The following is an 18,929-nucleotide window of genomic DNA, read 5'->3' as shown; positions in this document are numbered from 1 at the left end:
CATCATGGTCTGGCTCCTGCGGAAGCGGGGGACGACGCACGCGGCAGGCGCACGTCGTGTTCGGAAAAGACGCCGCGCTCGGCACCGCGATGGCAGGCGGCGCAGTTGGCGGCGGATTTCACCGCGGTCGAACGCCACAGCGGCGCCGGCACTTCGCGGTGTTCGCGCACGAACCACGGCGCGCGGCTGAGACGCAGCGGCGCGGCGCGATCGACCGGCTGCGTGCCGGCGCCGGCGATCAGCCAGCCGCGGATCACGTCGGCCTGTGCCGGGGCGAGCGAGGCGTCGTTGCCGAAATGCCGGTCGAGGCCGGCCATCAGCGCGCGCCACGACGACGCCGGCAGCCCGCGCGCCGGATACGGCACGTGGCAGCTGCCGCATTCCTCGACGTAGACCGCGGGCATCGGCATGCGCGTGGGGCGGCGGCCTTCGTCGTCCTCGTCGTCGTCCGCGCGCACCGGTGCAAACAACGACAGTGCAAGCGGCAACGTCAGCAGCGCGACGGCGATGCGATGGCGGCGGCTCATCGCGCACCTCCGGCGCGCAGCGACGTCAGCCAGGCGAGCACGTCGCCCTTCTCGACCGCGGTGCATTCGCGCCCGACCACGTCGCGGCAGTTGCGGCGAAACCATTTCTCCACCTTCGCCGCGTCGGTGAAGCGCGCCGGATTCGCCGCCGGTGCCAGCGGGCGCAGCGTGCGGCTGGTCACGGCGTGGCGGCCTTCCGCCGTCGGCGTGTCGGTGTGGCAGCTGGCGCAGCGCCAATCGTTGCCGTGGGTCGTGGTGAAGAAGCGGCGTCCGCGTTCGGCGGAAAAGCCGCGGAAGCCCGGCGACGCACTCGCCGCCTCGGCGGCATACGCGCGCTGCAGTTCCGCCGGTGTCGACGCTGGCGACGCGAACGTCGCCAGCAGCAGTGCGGCGGCGCCGAAACTGCGCGCCATTCCGCGGATGATCGTGTGTCGCATGTCGAAGCCCTCGCATCGAGTGGATGCGTACACGATGCGCGCCGGGTCTTAAGCGGGACTTACGCGCATGCTCGAACACCTGCATGCGACGGCCGCTGCACGCACACACGCGAACGTCCGCGGGAGCGAGCCCCGCGGACGTTCGCGTGCAGCGGCGTGCGTACCGGGTCAAACGCCGGACGGTTTCGGCGTGGCGTCATCGCGCTCCGGCAATTCGGGGTAGTCGATCTTCGGGATCGGCGCGGTCAGCGCATGCAGGAAGAGATGGATCTTCTCGGCCTCGTCCGGCGCCAGCGTCGCGCCGAGCTGGGCGTCGCCCATGATCGTCACCGCCTCCTGCAGCTTCCACACGTTGCCGGAATGGAAGTACGGCGCGGTCACGGCAATGTTGCGCAGCGGCGCGGCGCGGAACACGTAGTCGTCGCCCTGCGACTTGGTCACGGCGAAGCGGCCGTGGTCGCCCGCCGGACGCACTGCATCGGCCGGCGCATGCACCACGCCGAACGGGAAGTACGCGCCACCACCGAGGTTCACGCCGTTGTGGCAGCTGGAACAGCCCTTGTCCATGAACAGCTTCAGGCCGGCCTGCTGGTCGGCGGTGAGCGCGCGCATATCGCCCTTGAGGAAGGCGTCGAACGGCGCGCCGGGCGTGATCAACGTGGTCTCGAACGCTTCGATCGCCTTCGCCATGTTGTCGAAGCTGACCGGCGCGCCCTCGCCCGGGAACGCGGTCTGGAACGCGGACACGTAACCGGGCATCGACTTCAGCGTGGCCTCGACGACGTCCGGCTTGTTGTTCATCTCCACGCCCGCCTGCACCGGGCCCTTGGCCTGCGCCTTCAGGTCCTCGGCGCGACCGTCCCAGAACTGGGCGACGTTGAACACGGCGTTGTAGACCGTGGGCGCGTTGCGCGGACCCTTCTGGAAGCCGTGGCCGATCGAGGTGGGCACGCCGTCGATGCCGCCCATGCCGACGTTGTGGCAGGAGTTGCAGCTGATGACGCCGCTGGAGGACAGGCGGCCGTCGAAGTACAGCATCTTGCCGAGCGCGATCTTCTCGGGCGTCACCGGGTTGCCGGCGGGATCCGGCGCCTTGTCGGGGATCGGCTGGAACAGCGCCTGGGCCTGCTTCAGCAGCGCCGGGTCGGCGGCCGGACCGGCGGGCGGAGTGGCGGCCGCCGCCGCAGGCGCCGGGGCGGGCGAAGCGCCGTCGGCGGGCGGCGCGGCCTCGCGGGCGCAGCCGGCGGCCAGCACGCCCAGCGCCAGGAGACTCCAGGGGGGAACGGGCAGGCGCATGGCGGAACTCCTCGAATGGGGCATCCACCCTGTGCCAGCCGCCTTAAGGCGGCCTTAAAACTTCGTCGAAGACGCCGATCGCCATGCGCCGGCCCGCTGGCGAAGCGATCCGGCCGGGCCTCCTTCGACAAAACGGCGCCTTGATGCGTGCGTGCGGCCAAGGGGGGCGAGCCGCGATGCATCGATTCACGCCATCAAACAGAAACGACCGGGTGACGCACTGCCTCGCCGCCCATGACAACAGGCTGCACTTTTTCGCGGACGACGCAGATCGCCGACGATGACGGGGCGATTGCGAATCATGACGCCTTCGCGAAGAAGATGCGGCCTGCACCGAAGCAGGGGCGTTTTCCGGTTTTTACGCACTGCATGCGATCGTCGGTGCATTGTCATCGAAACCGTGCGCGACATCGGTGCGATGTTCGTCGATAAGCATCCGATGATCCGGAGATCGCATCTGAAAACGTTTCATCTCAAATAATATTGAGATCGCATGAATTGCGCATATTCGATACACGTGTTGCGCGTGTCGGAACTCGCGAGTAGTCTCCGCCCCAAGCACGCCGAGCAACGACGATTCAAGATGAATGTGTCGATGCCCTGAAAACCCATGGACATGGGTTCGGATTTGCGAGGATGCAGTCAAGGACGAGAGCCGGGCATGGATACCGCTGTTATTGGCGTTGCGTTTCGCTTTCCTGGCGCCGCGGATGAAGTGGGCTTCTGGGAAAATCTGGACGCCCGGCGATCGAGCGTCACGGAGATTCCGCACGCACGTTGGGATTGGCGCCCGCTATGGGGCGACCCGAAACTCGAACCCAACAAGTCCTTCAGCAAGTGGGGCGGCTTCATCGACGATGTCGATGCGTTCGACCACGAATTCTTCGGCCTGCTGCCCAAAGTCGTCCGCAACATGGATCCTCAGCAGAGGATCATGCTCGAACTCGCGTGGTCCTCGCTCGAGGACGCCGGCATTCCGCCCGCGTCGCTGCGCGGACGCCCGGTCGGTGTCTTCGTCGGCGTCACCCATCATGACTACAAGGAGTTGCTGGCGGGTGCCAGGGTCGAGATCGGCCCGTATCACTACACCGGCACCGCGACTGTCGTCGTTCCCAACCGCATTTCGCATGCGCTCGGCCTGCGCGGGCCGAGCATTCCGATCGACACCGCGTGCTCCAGCGCGCTCAACGCGATCCACACCGCGATCCAGTCGCTGGAAACCGGCGAATGCGAGCTGGCGCTGGCGGGCGGCGTCAGCCTGATCCTCAATCCGGCGCGGCACATTTCGGTCTCGAAGATGGGCACGCTGTCGCCGACCGGTTCGTGCAAGACACTGGACGAGCGCGCAGACGGTTACGTCCGCGGCGAGGGTGCGGGCTTCTTCGTGCTCAAGCCGCTCGACAAGGCGCTGGCCGACGGCGACCGCATCCACGGCGTCATCAAGGGCAGCGCGATCAACCATTGCGGAGAAGCCCACACCCTGACCTACCCGAGCGCCGAGGCGCAGGCCGAGGTCATCGTCGCCGCGCACGAGCGCGCCGGGGTGCCGGTCGACAGCGTGAATTTCGTCGAGCTGCACGGCACCGGGACGGCAAAAGGCGATCCGATCGAATTCGAAGGCCTCAGCCGGGCTTTCGCGCAGCTGGCGGAACGCCAGGGCATCGCGCTGTCGCCGGGGTTCTGCGGCCTGAGTTCGGCCAAGACCAACCTCGGCCACCTGGAAGCCGCGGCCGGGATGGCGGGCGTGGCCAAGGTCCTGCTGGCGTTCCGGCACCGGCGCCTGCCGGGCTTCCACGATTTCAGGACGCTCAATCCGCGGGTCAGCATCGACGGCACGCCGTTCCGTATCCTCGCGCAGACGGTGCCGTGGCAACCCGCGCGCGATGGCATGCCGCTGCGCGCGGGCATCAGTGCCTTCGGCTTCGGTGGCACCAACGCGCACCTGATCCTGGAAGAACCGCCCGCGATCGCGCAGCGCAAGGGATCGAGGCGGTCGCCCGCAAAAGCGGAGCCCTGCCTGGTCGTGCTGTCGGCCAGGACCGCCGACGCCCTGCAGCGCCGGCGCGAGGATCTGGCGAGGTGGCTGGACGACGACGCCGGCGAGCACACGTTGCGCGAGATCTCGCGTGCACTGCTGCTCGGTCGCGACCACATGCCGTTCCGCTTCGCCTGCGTCGTCGACAGCCTCGACGCCCTGCGCGATGCCTTGCGCACGGACGCATCGAACCACGCACCGGCCGCGGACGCCGAGGCACAGGCGGCGATGCGGGCCGAAGCCGAGGCCCTGCTCACCGATGCCCGCAAACGCAACAAGGCGCAGGCCCTGCAGCGGCTGCACCGTCTGGAAACGCTGTACCTCGGTGCCGGTCTCGCCGTCGGCGACGCGCCGTGGAGTCGGCTGTTCGACGATGCGCCCGCGCGTCGTCCGCCGCTGCCGACCTACCCGTTCGCGCGGCATCGATTCTGGCTGCCCGAGACGCGACTCGACGATCCCGCGCTCGACGGCGCCCGCACCGGGGCGACGAAGACGATCGAGACGCCCGCGTCGCTGGTCGACAGCCTGTATGCGCCGCACTGGCGGACCGAAGCGGTGATCGCAGCCGCAGGCATTCCCGCGCAGGTGGTGCTGATCGGGGACGCCGAAGGGCTGGATCGGCTGGAACCGCGACTGCGCGCATCGCCGCGCTTCGCGGGGACGCGGTTCGAACGGATCGAAGTCGCCGTCGACGCCGGCTTCGCGGCCGGCGACGGAAGCGAGGCCCGCCTCGTGCATCCGGACGCGCCGGAGCGCTACGCGGACGCGGTTGCCGCGCTCGCGGCGAATGGCGTCCCGCTCGACCGGATCGTGCTGGCACCGCCGCGCGTGCCCGCGGACGACGTGGCCGCGCGGGTCTCGTTCTCCGCCCGGCATCTCTTCGCGCTGGTCAAGGCGATGATGCGCGGCACCCGATCGGCGCGGTTCGTGCAGTTGGCCCCGCCCGGCGAAAGCGCGGTGGAATACGCCGCGCTCGACGGCTTCTTCAAGACGCTGCGGATCGAGAAACCCTCGTACTCCGGACGGGTCGTCCTCGGTACATGGGATGCCGCGCTCGACCCGCGGCTGGCGGAGATCGTCGCCGACGAGCTGGCCGACACACGCGAGGCGTCCTGCATCCGCCACCGTGTCGATGGCGCACGCGAAGCCTTCGGCTTCACGCCCGTCGCGCCGACCGCGGCCGCGGCGGTCGGCAGCTGCGGTTTCCGCGAAGGCGGCACGTACCTGATCACCGGCGGACTCGGCGGCATCGGCCGTGTCGTCGCGCAGCACCTGTGCACGCACCATCGCGCGCACGTCTACCTGACCGGACGGGCGCCCGCGAGCGAAGAGCAGCGCGAGACGATGGCGGCGCTGTGCGCCCGCGGTGGCCAGGTGTCGTACGTGGCCTGCGATCCGTCCGATCGCGGCAGCGTGCGCGATGCGATCGCTGCCATCCGTGCGCAGGGCCGTCGCCTGAACGGCGTCCTGCATTCGGCCGGGATGATCCAGGACAATTTCATCCTGCGGAAGACGCCGGAGGAATTCGCGCGCGTGATCGCGCCGAAGACCCTCGGCACGGTCAACCTCGACCTGGAAACGCGCGACGAGCCGCTGGATTTCTTCGCCCTGTTCTCGTCCATCGCGGGCGTGATGGGCAATGTCGGCCAGGCCGACTACGCCTACGGCAACGCCTTCGAGGATGCCTATGCGCACTGGCGCGAGGCGCTGCGCGCGAACGGCGAATGCCGCGGGCGCTCGGTCGCGATCAACTGGCCGTTCTGGCGCAACGGCGGCATGCGCATGGGCGAGGCCGAGATCGCCGCGGTGCGCCGCAGCTTCGGCATCGTGCCGCTGGAAGACGCGGCCGGCATCGATGCGCTGGAATTCGCGCTGGGCCGGGCCGGTTCGCAGTTGATCGTGATGCCCGGCGATGCCGCGCGCGTCCGCGAATCGATGGGCGTGACCCTGCCCGCGGCCGCGCCGGTCGCGACGCCCGGCCCCGCACCCGCCGCGGCACCCGTGGCCGATCCGGTCGCGGAGACGCCGGTCGATCTCGACGCGGTCCATGCGCACCTCGCGAAGTTCATCGCCGACGAACTGAACATGTCCGCGGAGTTCGAACCGGACAAGTCGTTCAAGGACTACGGCGTCGATTCGGTGGTGATGATCGAGTTGATCGCCGCGCTGGAAACACTCTTCGGCACCCTGCCGAAGACGCTGTTCTTCGAATATCCGACGCTGAACGAACTGTCCGGCTACTTCCACGAACAGCACGGACGCACCACCTACGCCACCCTGCTGCGCCCGGCGCGGGCCGCGATCGCGGCCGGGCCGTCGGCGATCATGCCGCCGGCATCGTCGCCGTTGCGCGCGCCGGCCGCGGCGGCCGCGACCGGTCCCGCGCGGCATGGCGGCCGTGGCGTGAACGACGAGCCGATCGCGGTCATCGGTCTCGCCGGGCGCTATCCGCAGGCGGACACGCTGGACGCGTTCTGGCAGAACCTCAGCCAGGGGCGCGACTGCATCGAGGAAATCCCCGAGGACCGTCCGGACCTCGCCGCGCAGTTCCGTTTCCGGCCCGGCGAACCCGCGCGTGCGCATGCCTACGCGAAGTGGGGCGGCTTCCTGCGCGACGTCGATCGCTTCGACGCGGTGTTCTTCAACATCTCGCCGAAGGAAGCGCAGGATCTCGATCCGAACGAGCGCCTGTTCCTGGAGATCGTCGCCCACGCGATCGAGGATGCCGGCTACACGCCGCCCACGCTCGCCGCCGGCTATGCCTATCGCGAGAACCCGGTCGGCGTGTACGTCGGCGTGATGTGGGGCGACTACCAGCTGCACGGCGTGGACCGCGCGCGCGATGCATGGGTGACGCCGCATGCCGGCTACTGGGCGGTCGCCAACCGGGTGTCGTACCAGTTCAATTTCTCCGGCCCCAGCATGGCGGTCGACACCGCCTGTTCGTCGTCCCTCACCGCGATCCACCTCGCCTGCCAGGCGCTGCGCTGCGGCGACATCGAGGCGGCGGTCGCCGGCGCGGTCAATCTTTCGCTGCATCCCAACAAGTACAACCTGCTGGCCGACATGCACATGCTGGCGGTCGATGGGCGCTGTCGCGCGTTCGGCGCCGACGGCAGCGGCTACGTGCCGGGCGAAGGCGTGGGCGCGGCCATCCTCAAGCCGCTGTCGAAGGCCCTGCGCGACGGCGACCACATCTACGGCCTCATCCGCGGCACGGCGATCAACCACGGCGGCAAGGCCTCCGGGTTCACCGTCCCCAATCCGAACCGGCAGGCGGCGCTGATCCGCGAAGCGCTGGACGTGTCCGCCGTCGATCCCCGGCACGTCAGCTACGTTGAGGCACACGGCACCGGCACCAGCCTGGGCGATCCGATCGAGATCGCCGGGCTGACCAAGGCCTACGAACAGAACGAAGTCCAGTACTGCGCGATCGGTTCGGCGAAGTCCAACATCGGCCATCTCGAAGGCGCGGCCGGCATCGCCGGGCTGACCAAGGTGCTGCTGCAGATGCGGCACCGCCAGTTGGCGCCGTCGATCCATGCGGACACCCTCAACCCCTACATCGATTTCGCACGCAGCCCGTTCCGCGTGCAGCGCAGCCTGCAGCCCTGGCACCGGCCGACGGTCGTGCGCGACGGTGTCGTCACCGAATTGCCGCGGCTGGCGGGCCTGAGTTCGTTCGGCGCCGGCGGCGCCAACGGCCACGTCATCGTCGAGGAGTACGTCGACGACGTCCGCGCCGATGCGCTGGCCGATGCACCGGCGCTGTTCGTGCTGTCCGCGCGCCGGGAACCCGTGCTGCGGACGATGGCGGCGCGACTGGCGCAGCGCCTGGAGGCCGAACCGGGCCTGGGCATGCGCGATGTCGCCTACACGCTGCAGGTGGGCCGCGTCGCGCACGAGTTCCGCGTGGCGATCGTGGCCGACACCCGCGAGGCCCTGCTGCACGCGCTGCATGCGTTCGCCGACCGCGGCGAGCTGCCGGCCCGGGCATGGTCCGGGCATCGCGACGATGGTCGCCGCGACGCCGCGGTGGCGGCGCGCCTGAGCGCCGCCTTGCCGCAGGTGCCGCAGTGGCTGGACACCGGCGACCTCGCGTCGCTGGCGTCGGCATGGACCGTGGGCGCCGCGATCGACTGGTCGCGGCTGCATGCGCAGGGCACCCGGCGCCGCGTCCCGCTGCCCGGCTATCCGTTCCAGCGGCAGCGTTACTGGGTGGACACGGCGCCGCCGCTGGAAGCCTCCGGCGTGCTGCATCCGCTGGTCGACGCCAACGTGTCGACCCTGGACGAACAGGCCTATTCGAAGGTGTTCCGGCCCGACGAGTTCTTCCTGCGCGACCACCGCCTGGGCGACAACCGCGTGCTGCCCGGCGTGGTGTACCTCGAAACGGCCTTGCAGGCCGCGCGCCTGGCCGCACCCGGCCTGCGCGTGAAGGCGCTGTGCGACGTGCAGTGGATCAGGCCGGTCGTCCTCGATGCCGATCCGCTGCGGATGCGGATCGTGCTGGCGCCCGAACGCGATGCGGTCGCGTTCGAGCTGCACGCCGCGGACGATCCCGCGCGCGCGCCCTACGCGCACGGCAGCGTGGTGCTCGACGAGGCTGCCGGGCCCGGGCCGGCCGATGCGGCAGGCGCGCCGGAACGCCACGACCTGCAGGCGATCATGCAGCGCTGCGAACGCTTCGAGCGCGCGCAGGTCGATGCGGTGTTCGCCGCGATGGGCTTCACGTTCGGCAGCAGCTTCCAGGTCTACGACGCGCTGTACTGCAACGCCGACGAGGCGCTGGGCTGTCTGCGCCTGCCGCCGATCCCCGGCGTGGACCACGGCGATTTCGTGCTGCACCCCGCCCTGCTCGACGGCTCGACCCGCGCCTGTCTCGGCATCGGCGGGCTGCTGTCCGCCGAAAAGGTGGTGCACGTGCCGGTGAAACTCGGGCGCGTCGAGATCCACGGCCGGCTCGGCGACCGCGCCCATGCCTACGCGCGTCGCGCGCCGGGCGTGGCGGTCGGACCGGGGCAGCAGGCGTTCGACGTGGCGCTGTGCGACGACGACGGCCGCGTCTGCATCCGCCTGGTGCACCTGATCGGACAGGCTGCGCCGCAGTTGACGCTGGCGCTGGGCCGCGCGCAGGCCGGCGCCCGCCCGCCGTTGCCTGCGTCGAGGACGCCCGCGGCGGCCGTGCCGATGGCCGCGGTCCCGGCATCCATCGCGGCACCCGCCGTGCACGGAAGCGACCTGCCCGTCGATCGGGCCATCGCACTGCTGACGCAATTGCTGGCGGACGTCACCCGTTTGCCTGCATCCGAGATCGATCCGCGGGCGCCGCTGGAGAACTACGGCATCGATTCGTTGATGATCGCGACCCTGAATCGCGATCTCGACGCGCGTTTCGGCGCCGTGCCGAAGACGCTGTTCTTCGAATACCGGGAACTGGCCGGCGTCGCCGGCTATCTCGCCGAGCAGCATGCCGATGCGCTGCGCGCCGTGGCGACGGCGCCTGCGGTCGCGATTGCAGCCGCCCCTGCGCCTTCGCCCGCGCCCGCGCCCGCGGCAGAGGCCGCCGCGGTCGGCACCGACGATGTCCATGCCGGCGTGAACGATTTCCTCAAGGGCATCGTCGCGGAAACCACCGGCCTGCCGTTGTCGGAGATCGATCCGCAGGCGCCGATGGAGAACTACGGCATCGATTCGATGATGATCGTCAAGCTCACCGGCCGCATCGAACAGGCGTTCGGACCGGTGTCGAAGACGCTGTTCTTCGAGTACCAGGAGCTCGACGGTCTCGCCCGCCATCTGGCCGAGACCGCGCCCGATGCGGCGCGTGCGGTCGCCGCCTCGAAGGTCGCCGCGGCGCCGGTGGTCGCGGCGCCGGTGGTCGCGGCAATGGCCCCGTCCGCCGCGGGCATCACCGTCACGCCGGCGCGCCCCGTGCCCGAACCGGCGGTGCCTGCCGTCGACGCCCCCGTGGCATGGCCGCCCACGCCTCCGCGCGCGTCGCCGTCCGCGCGCACGGACCGGCGCTTCGGCCGGTTCGGCCACCGTCGTGGCGACCGCGACGGGCAGGCCATCGCGATCATCGGCCTCGCCGGGCACTATCCGCACGCCGAGGACCTCCCGGCGTTCTGGCGCAACCTGGAAAACGGGCGCGACTGCATCGGCGAGATTCCCGCTTCGCGCTGGGACCACACGCGCATCTTCCATCCCGACCGGAACCACAAGGGCACCGCCTACGGCAAATGGGGCGGGTTCATGGACGACATCGACCGGTTCGATGCGCGCTTCTTCAACATCTCCGCGCGGGAAGCGGTGCTGATGGACCCGCAGGAGCGCCTGTTCCTGCAGACCGCCTGGGAGTGCGTCGAGGACGCCTGCTACACCCGGCAGTCGCTCAAGGGCCACCCGGTCGGCGTGTTCGTGGGCGTGGCGTGGCAGTACTACGCCCAGTTCGAGGTCAGCGACGCGCAGCTGCAGTCCGGCCGACCGAGCACGCCGCTGGCGTCGATCGCCAACCGCGTGTCGTACTTCATGAATTTCAGCGGCCCCAGCATGGTGCTCGACACCATGTGCTCGTCTTCGCTGACGGCGATCCACCTGGCGTGCCGCGCCATCGAGAACGGCGACTGCGCGCTGGCCATCGCCGGCGGCGTCAACGTGATGGCGCACTCGAACAAGTACCTGCAGCTCTCCGCCGGACAGTTCCTGTCCACCGACGGCCGCTGCCGCGCCTTCGGCACCGGCGGCGACGGCTACGTGCCGGGCGAAGGCGTCGGGGCCGTCCTGCTGAAGCCGCTGGAGCGCGCGCTCGAAGACGGCGACCACGTCTACGGCGTGATCCGCGGCACCGCGCTCAACCACGGCGGCAAGACCAACGGCTTCACCGTGCCCAGCCAGGGCGCGCAGACCGAGGTCATCGGCAAGGCGCTGGAACGCGCCGGCTGGGATCCCGGCAGCATCGGTTACCTGGAAGCGCACGGTACCGGCACGTCGCTGGGCGATCCCATCGAGATCGCCGGGCTCGCGCGCGCCTTCTCGCAGGCGGCCTCCGCCGGATCGCACACACCGCCGGCGCCGCAGTCCTGCCGGATCGGTTCGGTCAAATCCGGCATCGGCCATCTCGAATCGGCGGCGGGCATCGCCGGCCTGACCCGGATCCTGCTGCAGTTCCGCCACGGCACGATCGCGCCCTCGCTGCACTCGGCCACGCTCAATCCGGCCATCGACTTCGAACGCACGCCTTTCCGCGTGCCGCAGCAGGCCGAACCATGGCCCGCCACGGGCGGCCGTCGTCGCGCCGGGATCAGCTCGTTCGGTGCCGGTGGCTCGAACGCGCACTGCCTGGTCGAGGACCATCCCGCACCGGCGCCGATCGCCGATGCCGGTCCGTCGCTGTTCCTGCTGTCGGCCGACAGCGAAGAACGACTCGCGCGCTACGTCGACCGCGTCATCGCCTTCCTCGAAGGCGGCGGGCATCCCGACACCGGCCTGGACCTCGCCTCGCTGGCGTACGCGTCGCAGGTCGGTCGCGAAGCGATGGACGAACGCCTCGCGGTGGTCGCCTCCGATGTCGGCGAACTGCTGGCCGCGCTGCGCGGCCATCGCCGCGGCGAAGCAACCGGTGAGCGCGTCGTGCGCGGCGCGTCGCGCAAGTCGGGCGAGAAGCTCGAGGCCATCGTCGACGAAGCCGAGAAGGACGGCCTGATCCGCAAGCTCATCGCCGGGGGGCGCCTCGCCCAGCTCGCGCGCGCCTGGGTGTCGCTGCTCGACATCGACTGGGCGCGCTACGCCGAGGCCCTGCACGCCGCGTCCGGCCGTGCGCGGCCGCCGCGGCGGGTGCCGTTCCCGACCATGCCCTTCGTGACCCAGCGCTACTGGGTGGACGAGAAACCCGCGGCCGGTGCCGCTGCCGTGGACGCGCTGCATCCGCTGCTCGATCGCAATGTCTCGGATCTCTCCGTGCAGGCGTACCACAAGCGCTTCGACGGTCACGAGTTCTACCTGCGCGACCACGTGATCGACACCGGGCGTCCGCGCCGGATCCTGCCCGGCGCCGCCTATCTGGAGATGGCGCGCGTCGCTGGCGACCTGGCCTGCGCAGCCGCCGGACTGCGGGTGGCCGGCATCCGCCGGCTGATGTGGCTGCAACCGTTCGAGATCGACGAACGCGAGGACGGCCTCACCGTCCGCCTGCGCAACGACGAGGACGCCTTGCGCTTCGACATGGTGCGCGACTCCGACGGGGTCGTCTGCGTCGAAGGCGAGCTCGCACTGTGCGAAGCGGATGCGCCCACCGAAGCGCAGCACATCGATCTCGCCGGCCTGCTGGCCTCCGCCGAGCCGCTCTCGACGGACACGACCGCGATCTACGCCGGCCTGCGGCGCATGGGGTTCCGGTTCGGGCCGTCGTTCCAGGTGACGCAGGCGCGCTACCGCACGGGCGACGGCGTGCTGAGCCGGCTCCAACTGCCCGGCCACCTCCGGGCAGGACTGGACGCGTACGCCCTGCATCCGGCCCTGCTCGATGCCGTGCTGCGCTCCGGGCTCGCGGTGCTCGGCGTCCCGGGCGAGGAGCTCACCACGCCGATCGTGCCCTTCGCCCTGGCCTCGATGGACTATGTCCACCCGTTGCCGGAAACCTGCTTCGTGCACGCCGTGGCCTGCCGGGATGCCGGCGCGGAAACGCATGCCGGATCGGCCGTGCCGGATCCGCAGTCCGCATTGTTCAAGTGCGACCTGGTCGTCACCGACACCGACGGCCGCGTGCTGCTGAGGCTGGACGGCATCGCCGGTCGCGCGATGACGCGACCCGGCGCGCACCGCACGCTGCAATACTTCGCCCCTGCGTGGACGGAGCAGCCGCTCGCGCACGGCACGCCGGATCGCGCGCCCCGCACGTTGCTCGCCATCGCGGATGACGATCACGCCATGGACGCGATCGCACGCTGCGCACCACCAGGCTGGCAGGTGATCCGGGTGACCCTGGCCTGCGGCGATCTCGATGGCAATCGCGATCGCGATGCGGCCGCGGACCACGGCCGCTTCGACCCCGACCACGCCGACGGCGCCGAACGGCTGTTCGCTTCGCTGCGGGAACGCGGATTGCGACCCGATCGCATCGTGCTGTGGCAGGGCGGGATCGTGCCGCCGGCGCTGGCCGCCGATCGCGTGTCGCCGGTGGCGCTGCACCGCGGCATGCGCGCCGTCCGCCGGTTGTTCATCGCGTCCGAAGCGGCGAATCCCGGCGCGGCCGTCCGCATGCTGTACGTGTACGCCGATGCCGGCGTGCCGCAACCGCAGCATGACGCGGTGTCCGGCTTCGCGCGTTCGCTGCTCACCGTCAACCACCGCTTCGAACTGTCCACGTTCCGCTGCGATCCCGGCGATCACGTCCGCGCCGCCGAGGCGGCCATGGCCGAACTGGCCGCGGAAAGCGGCTTCGGCGCCAACGAGATCGCGTGGCACGACGGCCGGCGCCATCGCCGCAGCCTGCATGCACTCGACGCGACCGGCGCCGGCGCGCCTGCCGCGGCGGATGCAGACCGCGTCGATGACGCCGGGGACCGGCTGCCGCTGCGGGAACGGGGCGCCTACCTGATCACCGGCGGCGGCGGCAAGCTGGGCCTGGTCGTCGCACGCTGGATGGCCGAGCACTGCCAGGCGCGCCTGCTGCTCAGCGGGCGCTCGACGCAGCCCTCGCCGGAACTGGCGCAGGCGATGGCGGCGATGCGCGCCTCCGGCGCCGACGTCGAATACCGCAGCGCCGACAGCGCCGACCGCACATCGATCGACGCGCTGGCGGCCTACGCGGAACGCCGCTTCGGCGCACTGCACGGCGTGGTCCATTGCGCCGGCATCGCGAGCGACCGTTCGGTGCTCGAACTCGACGACGCCGCCTTCGACGCGATCCTCGCCCCGAAGGTCGAGGGCCTGATCGCGCTCGACCAGGCGACCGCGCACATGCGGCTGGACTTCTTTGCCCTGTTCTCCTCGGTCTCCGCGGTCATCGGCGACCTGGGGTCCTGCGCGTACGCGGCCGGCAACCGCTTCATGGACGGCTTCGCGCCCTGGCGCGAGCACCTGCGCGCGCAAGGGCTGCGCAGCGGCATGACGTTCTCGATCGATTGGCCGCTGTGGGCCACCGGCGGCATGGACATCACCGGCGCGGACGCGTCCGTCTTCGGCTTCTCCGGCATGCAGGCCCTGACCGAACGCGAAGGACTCGACGCCTTCGGCCGGATCCTGCGCGGCGACCGCAGCAACGTATTGGTGTCCGTCGGCGATCCGGATCGCATCGCGCGCACGCTGCGCCTGCCTGCAACGCACGCGGAGACCGCGACGGCTCCCGCGCGACGCACGGAAACGTCGTCGACACCCATCGTCGCGACGGCGACGGCCGCGACCGCGGCGGCGCCCGTCGCGGACGACCTGGTCGCAAACGATCTGGTCGCGCGCGCCGAACGCTACGTGAAGCAGCGCATCGCCATCGTGACCCGGACGACGGCCGACGCGATCGACGCCCGCGCCACCTTCGAGCAATGCGGCATGGATTCGGTGCTGATGCTCGAACTGCACGCCGCGCTGCGGGCGGACATCGCGGAGCTGCCGAAGACCGCGCTGTTCGAATACGACAGCGCCGGCGCCATGGCACGGCATCTGGCCGCGCACCACGGCCCGCGCCTGGCCGAACTGCTGGGCGCCCCCGTGGCCTCCGCGCCCGCGGCGTCGACGGCCTCCATGCGACACGAGCCGGCCATCGCGGCCGCGCCTGCGCAGGCGCGGCCCGCTGCCGCCGCGACGAGGCGTCCGCCTTCGGTCCGGGCGTTCGCGCGGTCCGCGATGCCGCCGGGTGCCACGGCGCCGGACGAAGGCATCGCCATCGTCGGCATCGCCGGCGAATTCCCCGATGCCCCGGAGCTGTCGCGTTTCTGGCAGCACCTGCGCGAAGGGCGCGATTGCCTGATCCGCATTCCCGACGACCGCGGCTTCGCCTCGGCTCTGGGCCGGCAGCGTTCGCGCTCGGGCAAGCCGATCTCCGACAAGGGCGGCTTCATCGCCGACGTCGACCTGTTCGACCCGGCGCTGTTCCGGATGTCGCAGGCCGAGGCCGACAAGGCCGACCCGCAGTTGCGCGTGCTGCTGCGCACGGCGTGGCGCGCGGTGGAAGACGCCGCCTACACGCCGCAGGCGCTGGCGGCCTCCCGCGTCGGCGTCTTCGTGGGCACGATGAACGACGACTTCACCCGCATCGCGGCCGAACTGCAGATGCGCTCGGCCGACTTCCTCGGCCCGGGCTCGGTCAGCAGCGAACTGTCCAACCGGCTGTCGTTCCTGATGGACTTCTGCGGCCCGAGCGTCACCGTCTCCACCGCCTGCTCGGCGTCGTTGACCGCGCTGCACCTCGCGCGACGGTCCATCCTCGCGGGCGATTGCGAGGTCGCGCTGGTCGGCGGCATCAACCTCAGCCTGCACAAGAGCAAGTACCAGTTGCTGCACGAGATGAACGTGCTGTCGCCGGACGGGCAGGAGCGCACCTTCGACGAACGCGCGAACGGCCTCGTGCCGAGCGAGGGCGCGGCGGCGGTGCTGCTCAAGCCGCTGCGGCGCGCGCTGGCCGACGGCGACCATGTCTACGGCGTGATCCGGGGCTCGCGCATCGGCCACTCCGGCACCGGCGCCGGGCAGTTCATGCCCAACCTGCGGGTGATGGAGGACACGGCCGCCGAATGCATCCGCGAGGCCGGCATCCAGGCCGAGGAGTTGACCTATCTCGAAACCCACGGCACCGGCACGGAGCTGGGCGATCCCATCGAGCTGAAGGCGCTGGCCAACGCGCTGCGTCGCGGCACCGATGCGGTGGGCCATTGCGCGATCGGCAGCAAGGCCAACATCGGCCACATGGAGGCGGCGTCGGGCCTCGGTTCGCTGATCAAGGTGCTGCTGAGCATGCGCCACGGCGAAGTGGCCCCGTGCGCCAAGCTCGACCGCATCAACAGCAGCTTCGATCACGCACGCTCGCCGTTCCGGTTCCCGACCGCGGTCGCGCCGTGGCCGAGGAATGCCCGCGGCACCCGCGTCGCCGGCATCAATTCCTTCGGCATGGGCGGCTCGAACGCGTTCGTGGTCGTCGAATCGATCGACACCGCGCGCAATGACGCGGCCGCAGCCGGCGAGCCGGTGCTGTTCGTGCTCTCGGCCCGCAGCGAGGACGGCCTGCGCCGCTATGCGCTGGCGGTGGCCGATGCCGTCCGCGCGCGCACCGGCGACGATCTGTCGCCAGCGGCCCTCGCCGATCTGGCCTACGCCTCGCAGGTCGGGCGGATCGGCTTCCGGCACCGTCTCGCGGTGGTCGCGCGCGATGCGGAGGCCCTGATCGCGGGCCTGATCGAGAGCGCGGACGGTGCGCCCCGGCCGCGCGACGGCGTGTATCGCGGCGACACAGAATCGCCGTCGGCCGCCGATACGCATCGCCTGCTGTCCGGCGATGCGGGCGCGCATTTCGTCGAGACGCTGATCGGCACCCGCCAGTGGAACGGCCTGGCCGACCTGTGGGTCCGCGGCGTCGCGGTGGACTGGGCCGCGCTGCATCGCGGACAGGCACGTCGTCGCTGTTCCTTCCCCGGCGTCCCCTTCGAGTGGGTGCGCTGCGACCTGCGCCACCAGATGGTCGCGCTTCCGGGCGCGACGATGCCCATCGAGGTGGAAAGCGAGGCTACCGCCATCGACGGCATGGCCATCGCGCCGGACGCCGACGACGACGCGGGCGTGATCGCGTCCGGCTGGTGCCGCCTGGCGTCGCTGGCAACGGCCAGCGACGACGCGGACGTGGACGTGGACGACGACGGCGCGCGTCGCTACTGGACCGAGCATCTCGGCGATGCGGCGGAGACGGCGGTCGAGGTCGGCCATTCGCTCACCGCCGGCAGCGAAGGCCGCACGCTCGAACACGATGCACCGGGCGAGCTCTACACGGTGTCCGAGGTCATCGACACCGAACTGGTGCGCACGCTGCAGGCCTTCGGCGCCCGCCACGGCATCGCCGTGGAGACGATGGTGGCCGCGGCCTGGGCGGTGCTGGTGAACCGCTACACCAAGGCGAAGTATTCGCAGTTCGGCGTGCTCGGCACGGGGGTCGACGGCGAGGCCCGGCTGCTGCCCGTGCGCGTGAGGACGGTGGGCCGGCAGAAGATCCTGGCCTGGCTGACGGAGCTGCAGGCCACCTTGCTCGGCGGCCACCGCGGTGCGCAATCGTCGCTCGCGACGATCGGCGAATGGGTGGGCCGCACGTCGCTGTTCGACAGCGTGGTCGCCTTCGACGGCGGCGCATCGTCGATGGGCGACACCGGCGAACCGCGGATCGAGCTGGTGGCGATGGCGGAGGACGACGCGCTGGAACTGAGCCTGATCTATCGCGCCGCCACGCCCGAGTACATCAGCGCGGGCGTGCTGCTGCAGCAGATCACGGTGCTGCTGGAAGGCATCGCTGACAATCCCGACAGGATGCCGTCGGCGCTGGCGATGCGCACCCGCGACGAGGGCCGCGAGCGCCTGTGGAAGACCATGGAAGCGATGCTGGAATGAAGGAAGGGATGTCCGCATGAACGTGTTCATCACCGGCGGCAACGGATTCGTCGGCCTCAACGTGGTCTCGGCGCTGGTCTCGGCCGGGCACGAGGTCCGCGCGCTGGTCAGGCCGGGCTCCAACACCGCGTACCTGGAACCGCTGGGCGTCGAGATCGTGCGCGGCGGGCTGGACGACGTCGACGCACTGGCGCAGCACATGCGCGGCGCCGAGGCAGTGATCCATGCCGCCGGCAACACCAGTTGCAACTGGCGCGACCTGCCGGCGCTGGAAGCGGTGAACGTGCACGGCACCCGCAACGTGGCCGAGGCGGCGCTGCAGGTCTCGGTGCGCCGCCTGGTGTTTACCAGCACCACCTCCACCATCGGCGCCAGCGAAGGCGGAACCGCGGTCGCCGACGAACGCACGCCGCTGACCGGCTTTCGCGCGCGGAGCCCGTATGCGCAGACCAAGCGCAGGGGCGAGGAGATCGTGCTGGCCGCGGCGGACCGCGGCCTCGAAACGATCATCCTCAACCCGGCGGAAGTGGTCGGCGCCTACGACTACACGCTGCACTGGGGCCAACTGCTGCTCGCGGCGCACTACGACCAGATTCCCTTCAACCCGCCGGGTGGCGCCAGTTTCTGCGCCGCCGCGGATGTCGGGCGCGCGCATGTCGATGCGCTCACCCGGGGACGCTCCGGCGAACGCTACCTGCTCGCGGGGCACAACCTGCGCTATTCGCAGTTCATGACGGTCGTGGCCGACGTGCTCGGCAAGTCGTTCCGGATCCCGGACGCCAACTACCGCTGGCTGTACCTCAAGGCCTGGACCCGCGAAAAGCTCGCGCCGGTGATCCCGGGGAAACCGGCGATCGATGCCTACCGGATGCGGGTGCTGGGCGGCACGTATTTCTACGATTCGGCGAAGGCCGAGCGCGAACTGGGCTATCGGTCGGCACCACCCGAGGCGATGGTCCGCGATTGCGCGCAGTGGTATCGCGACAACCGCTTCATCACCTGACCAGGAACGGGAAGGCAGCGACAGGAAGGGGATCGAAGCGCAGGCGCGCC

5 protein-coding genes are annotated in these 18,929 nt (G+C 70.6%); 2 read left to right on the top strand and 3 right to left on the bottom strand.

Going from position 1 to position 18,929, the window contains the following annotated elements; translation table 11 throughout:
• Positions 1-2: 2 nt before the first annotated feature.
• The 3 genes from ACT53Q_RS14035 to ACT53Q_RS14025 form a co-directional block, all read right to left on the bottom strand.
• Positions 3-527, bottom strand: coding sequence for a diheme cytochrome c (locus ACT53Q_RS14035; RefSeq protein ID WP_476187272.1), 525 nt, complete (start codon positions 525-527; stop codon positions 3-5).
• Positions 524-940, bottom strand: coding sequence for a DUF1924 domain-containing protein (locus ACT53Q_RS14030; RefSeq protein WP_476187271.1), 417 nt, complete (start codon positions 938-940; stop codon positions 524-526). Before ACT53Q_RS14030 ends, ACT53Q_RS14035 begins: the two co-directional genes overlap by 4 nt.
• Positions 941-1,132: 192 nt before the next feature.
• Positions 1,133-2,260 carry a cytochrome-c peroxidase gene (locus tag ACT53Q_RS14025; protein ID WP_476187270.1) on the bottom strand — a complete coding sequence of 376 codons (1,128 nt, stop codon included), beginning with the start codon at positions 2,258-2,260 and terminating at the stop codon, positions 1,133-1,135.
• A gap of 661 nt (positions 2,261-2,921) precedes the next feature.
• On the opposite strand from ACT53Q_RS14025, the gene ACT53Q_RS14020 reads away from it, so the two are divergent.
• Positions 2,922-17,876, top strand: a complete 14,955-nt coding sequence (locus tag ACT53Q_RS14020; protein WP_476187269.1) for an SDR family NAD(P)-dependent oxidoreductase — start codon at positions 2,922-2,924, stop codon at positions 17,874-17,876.
• 16 nt (positions 17,877-17,892) lie between these two features.
• Positions 17,893-18,879: an NAD-dependent epimerase/dehydratase family protein gene (locus ACT53Q_RS14015; protein ID WP_476187268.1), complete on the top strand. Its 987-nt coding sequence runs from the start codon at positions 17,893-17,895 to the stop codon at positions 18,877-18,879.
• The last annotated feature ends 50 nt before the right edge of the window (positions 18,880-18,929 follow it).

It is taken from the genome of Lysobacter sp. DMC97, from assembly GCF_056313745.1.
Note: the sequence above shows the minus strand (reverse complement) of the source record. Positions and strands in the feature narration are given on the sequence as shown.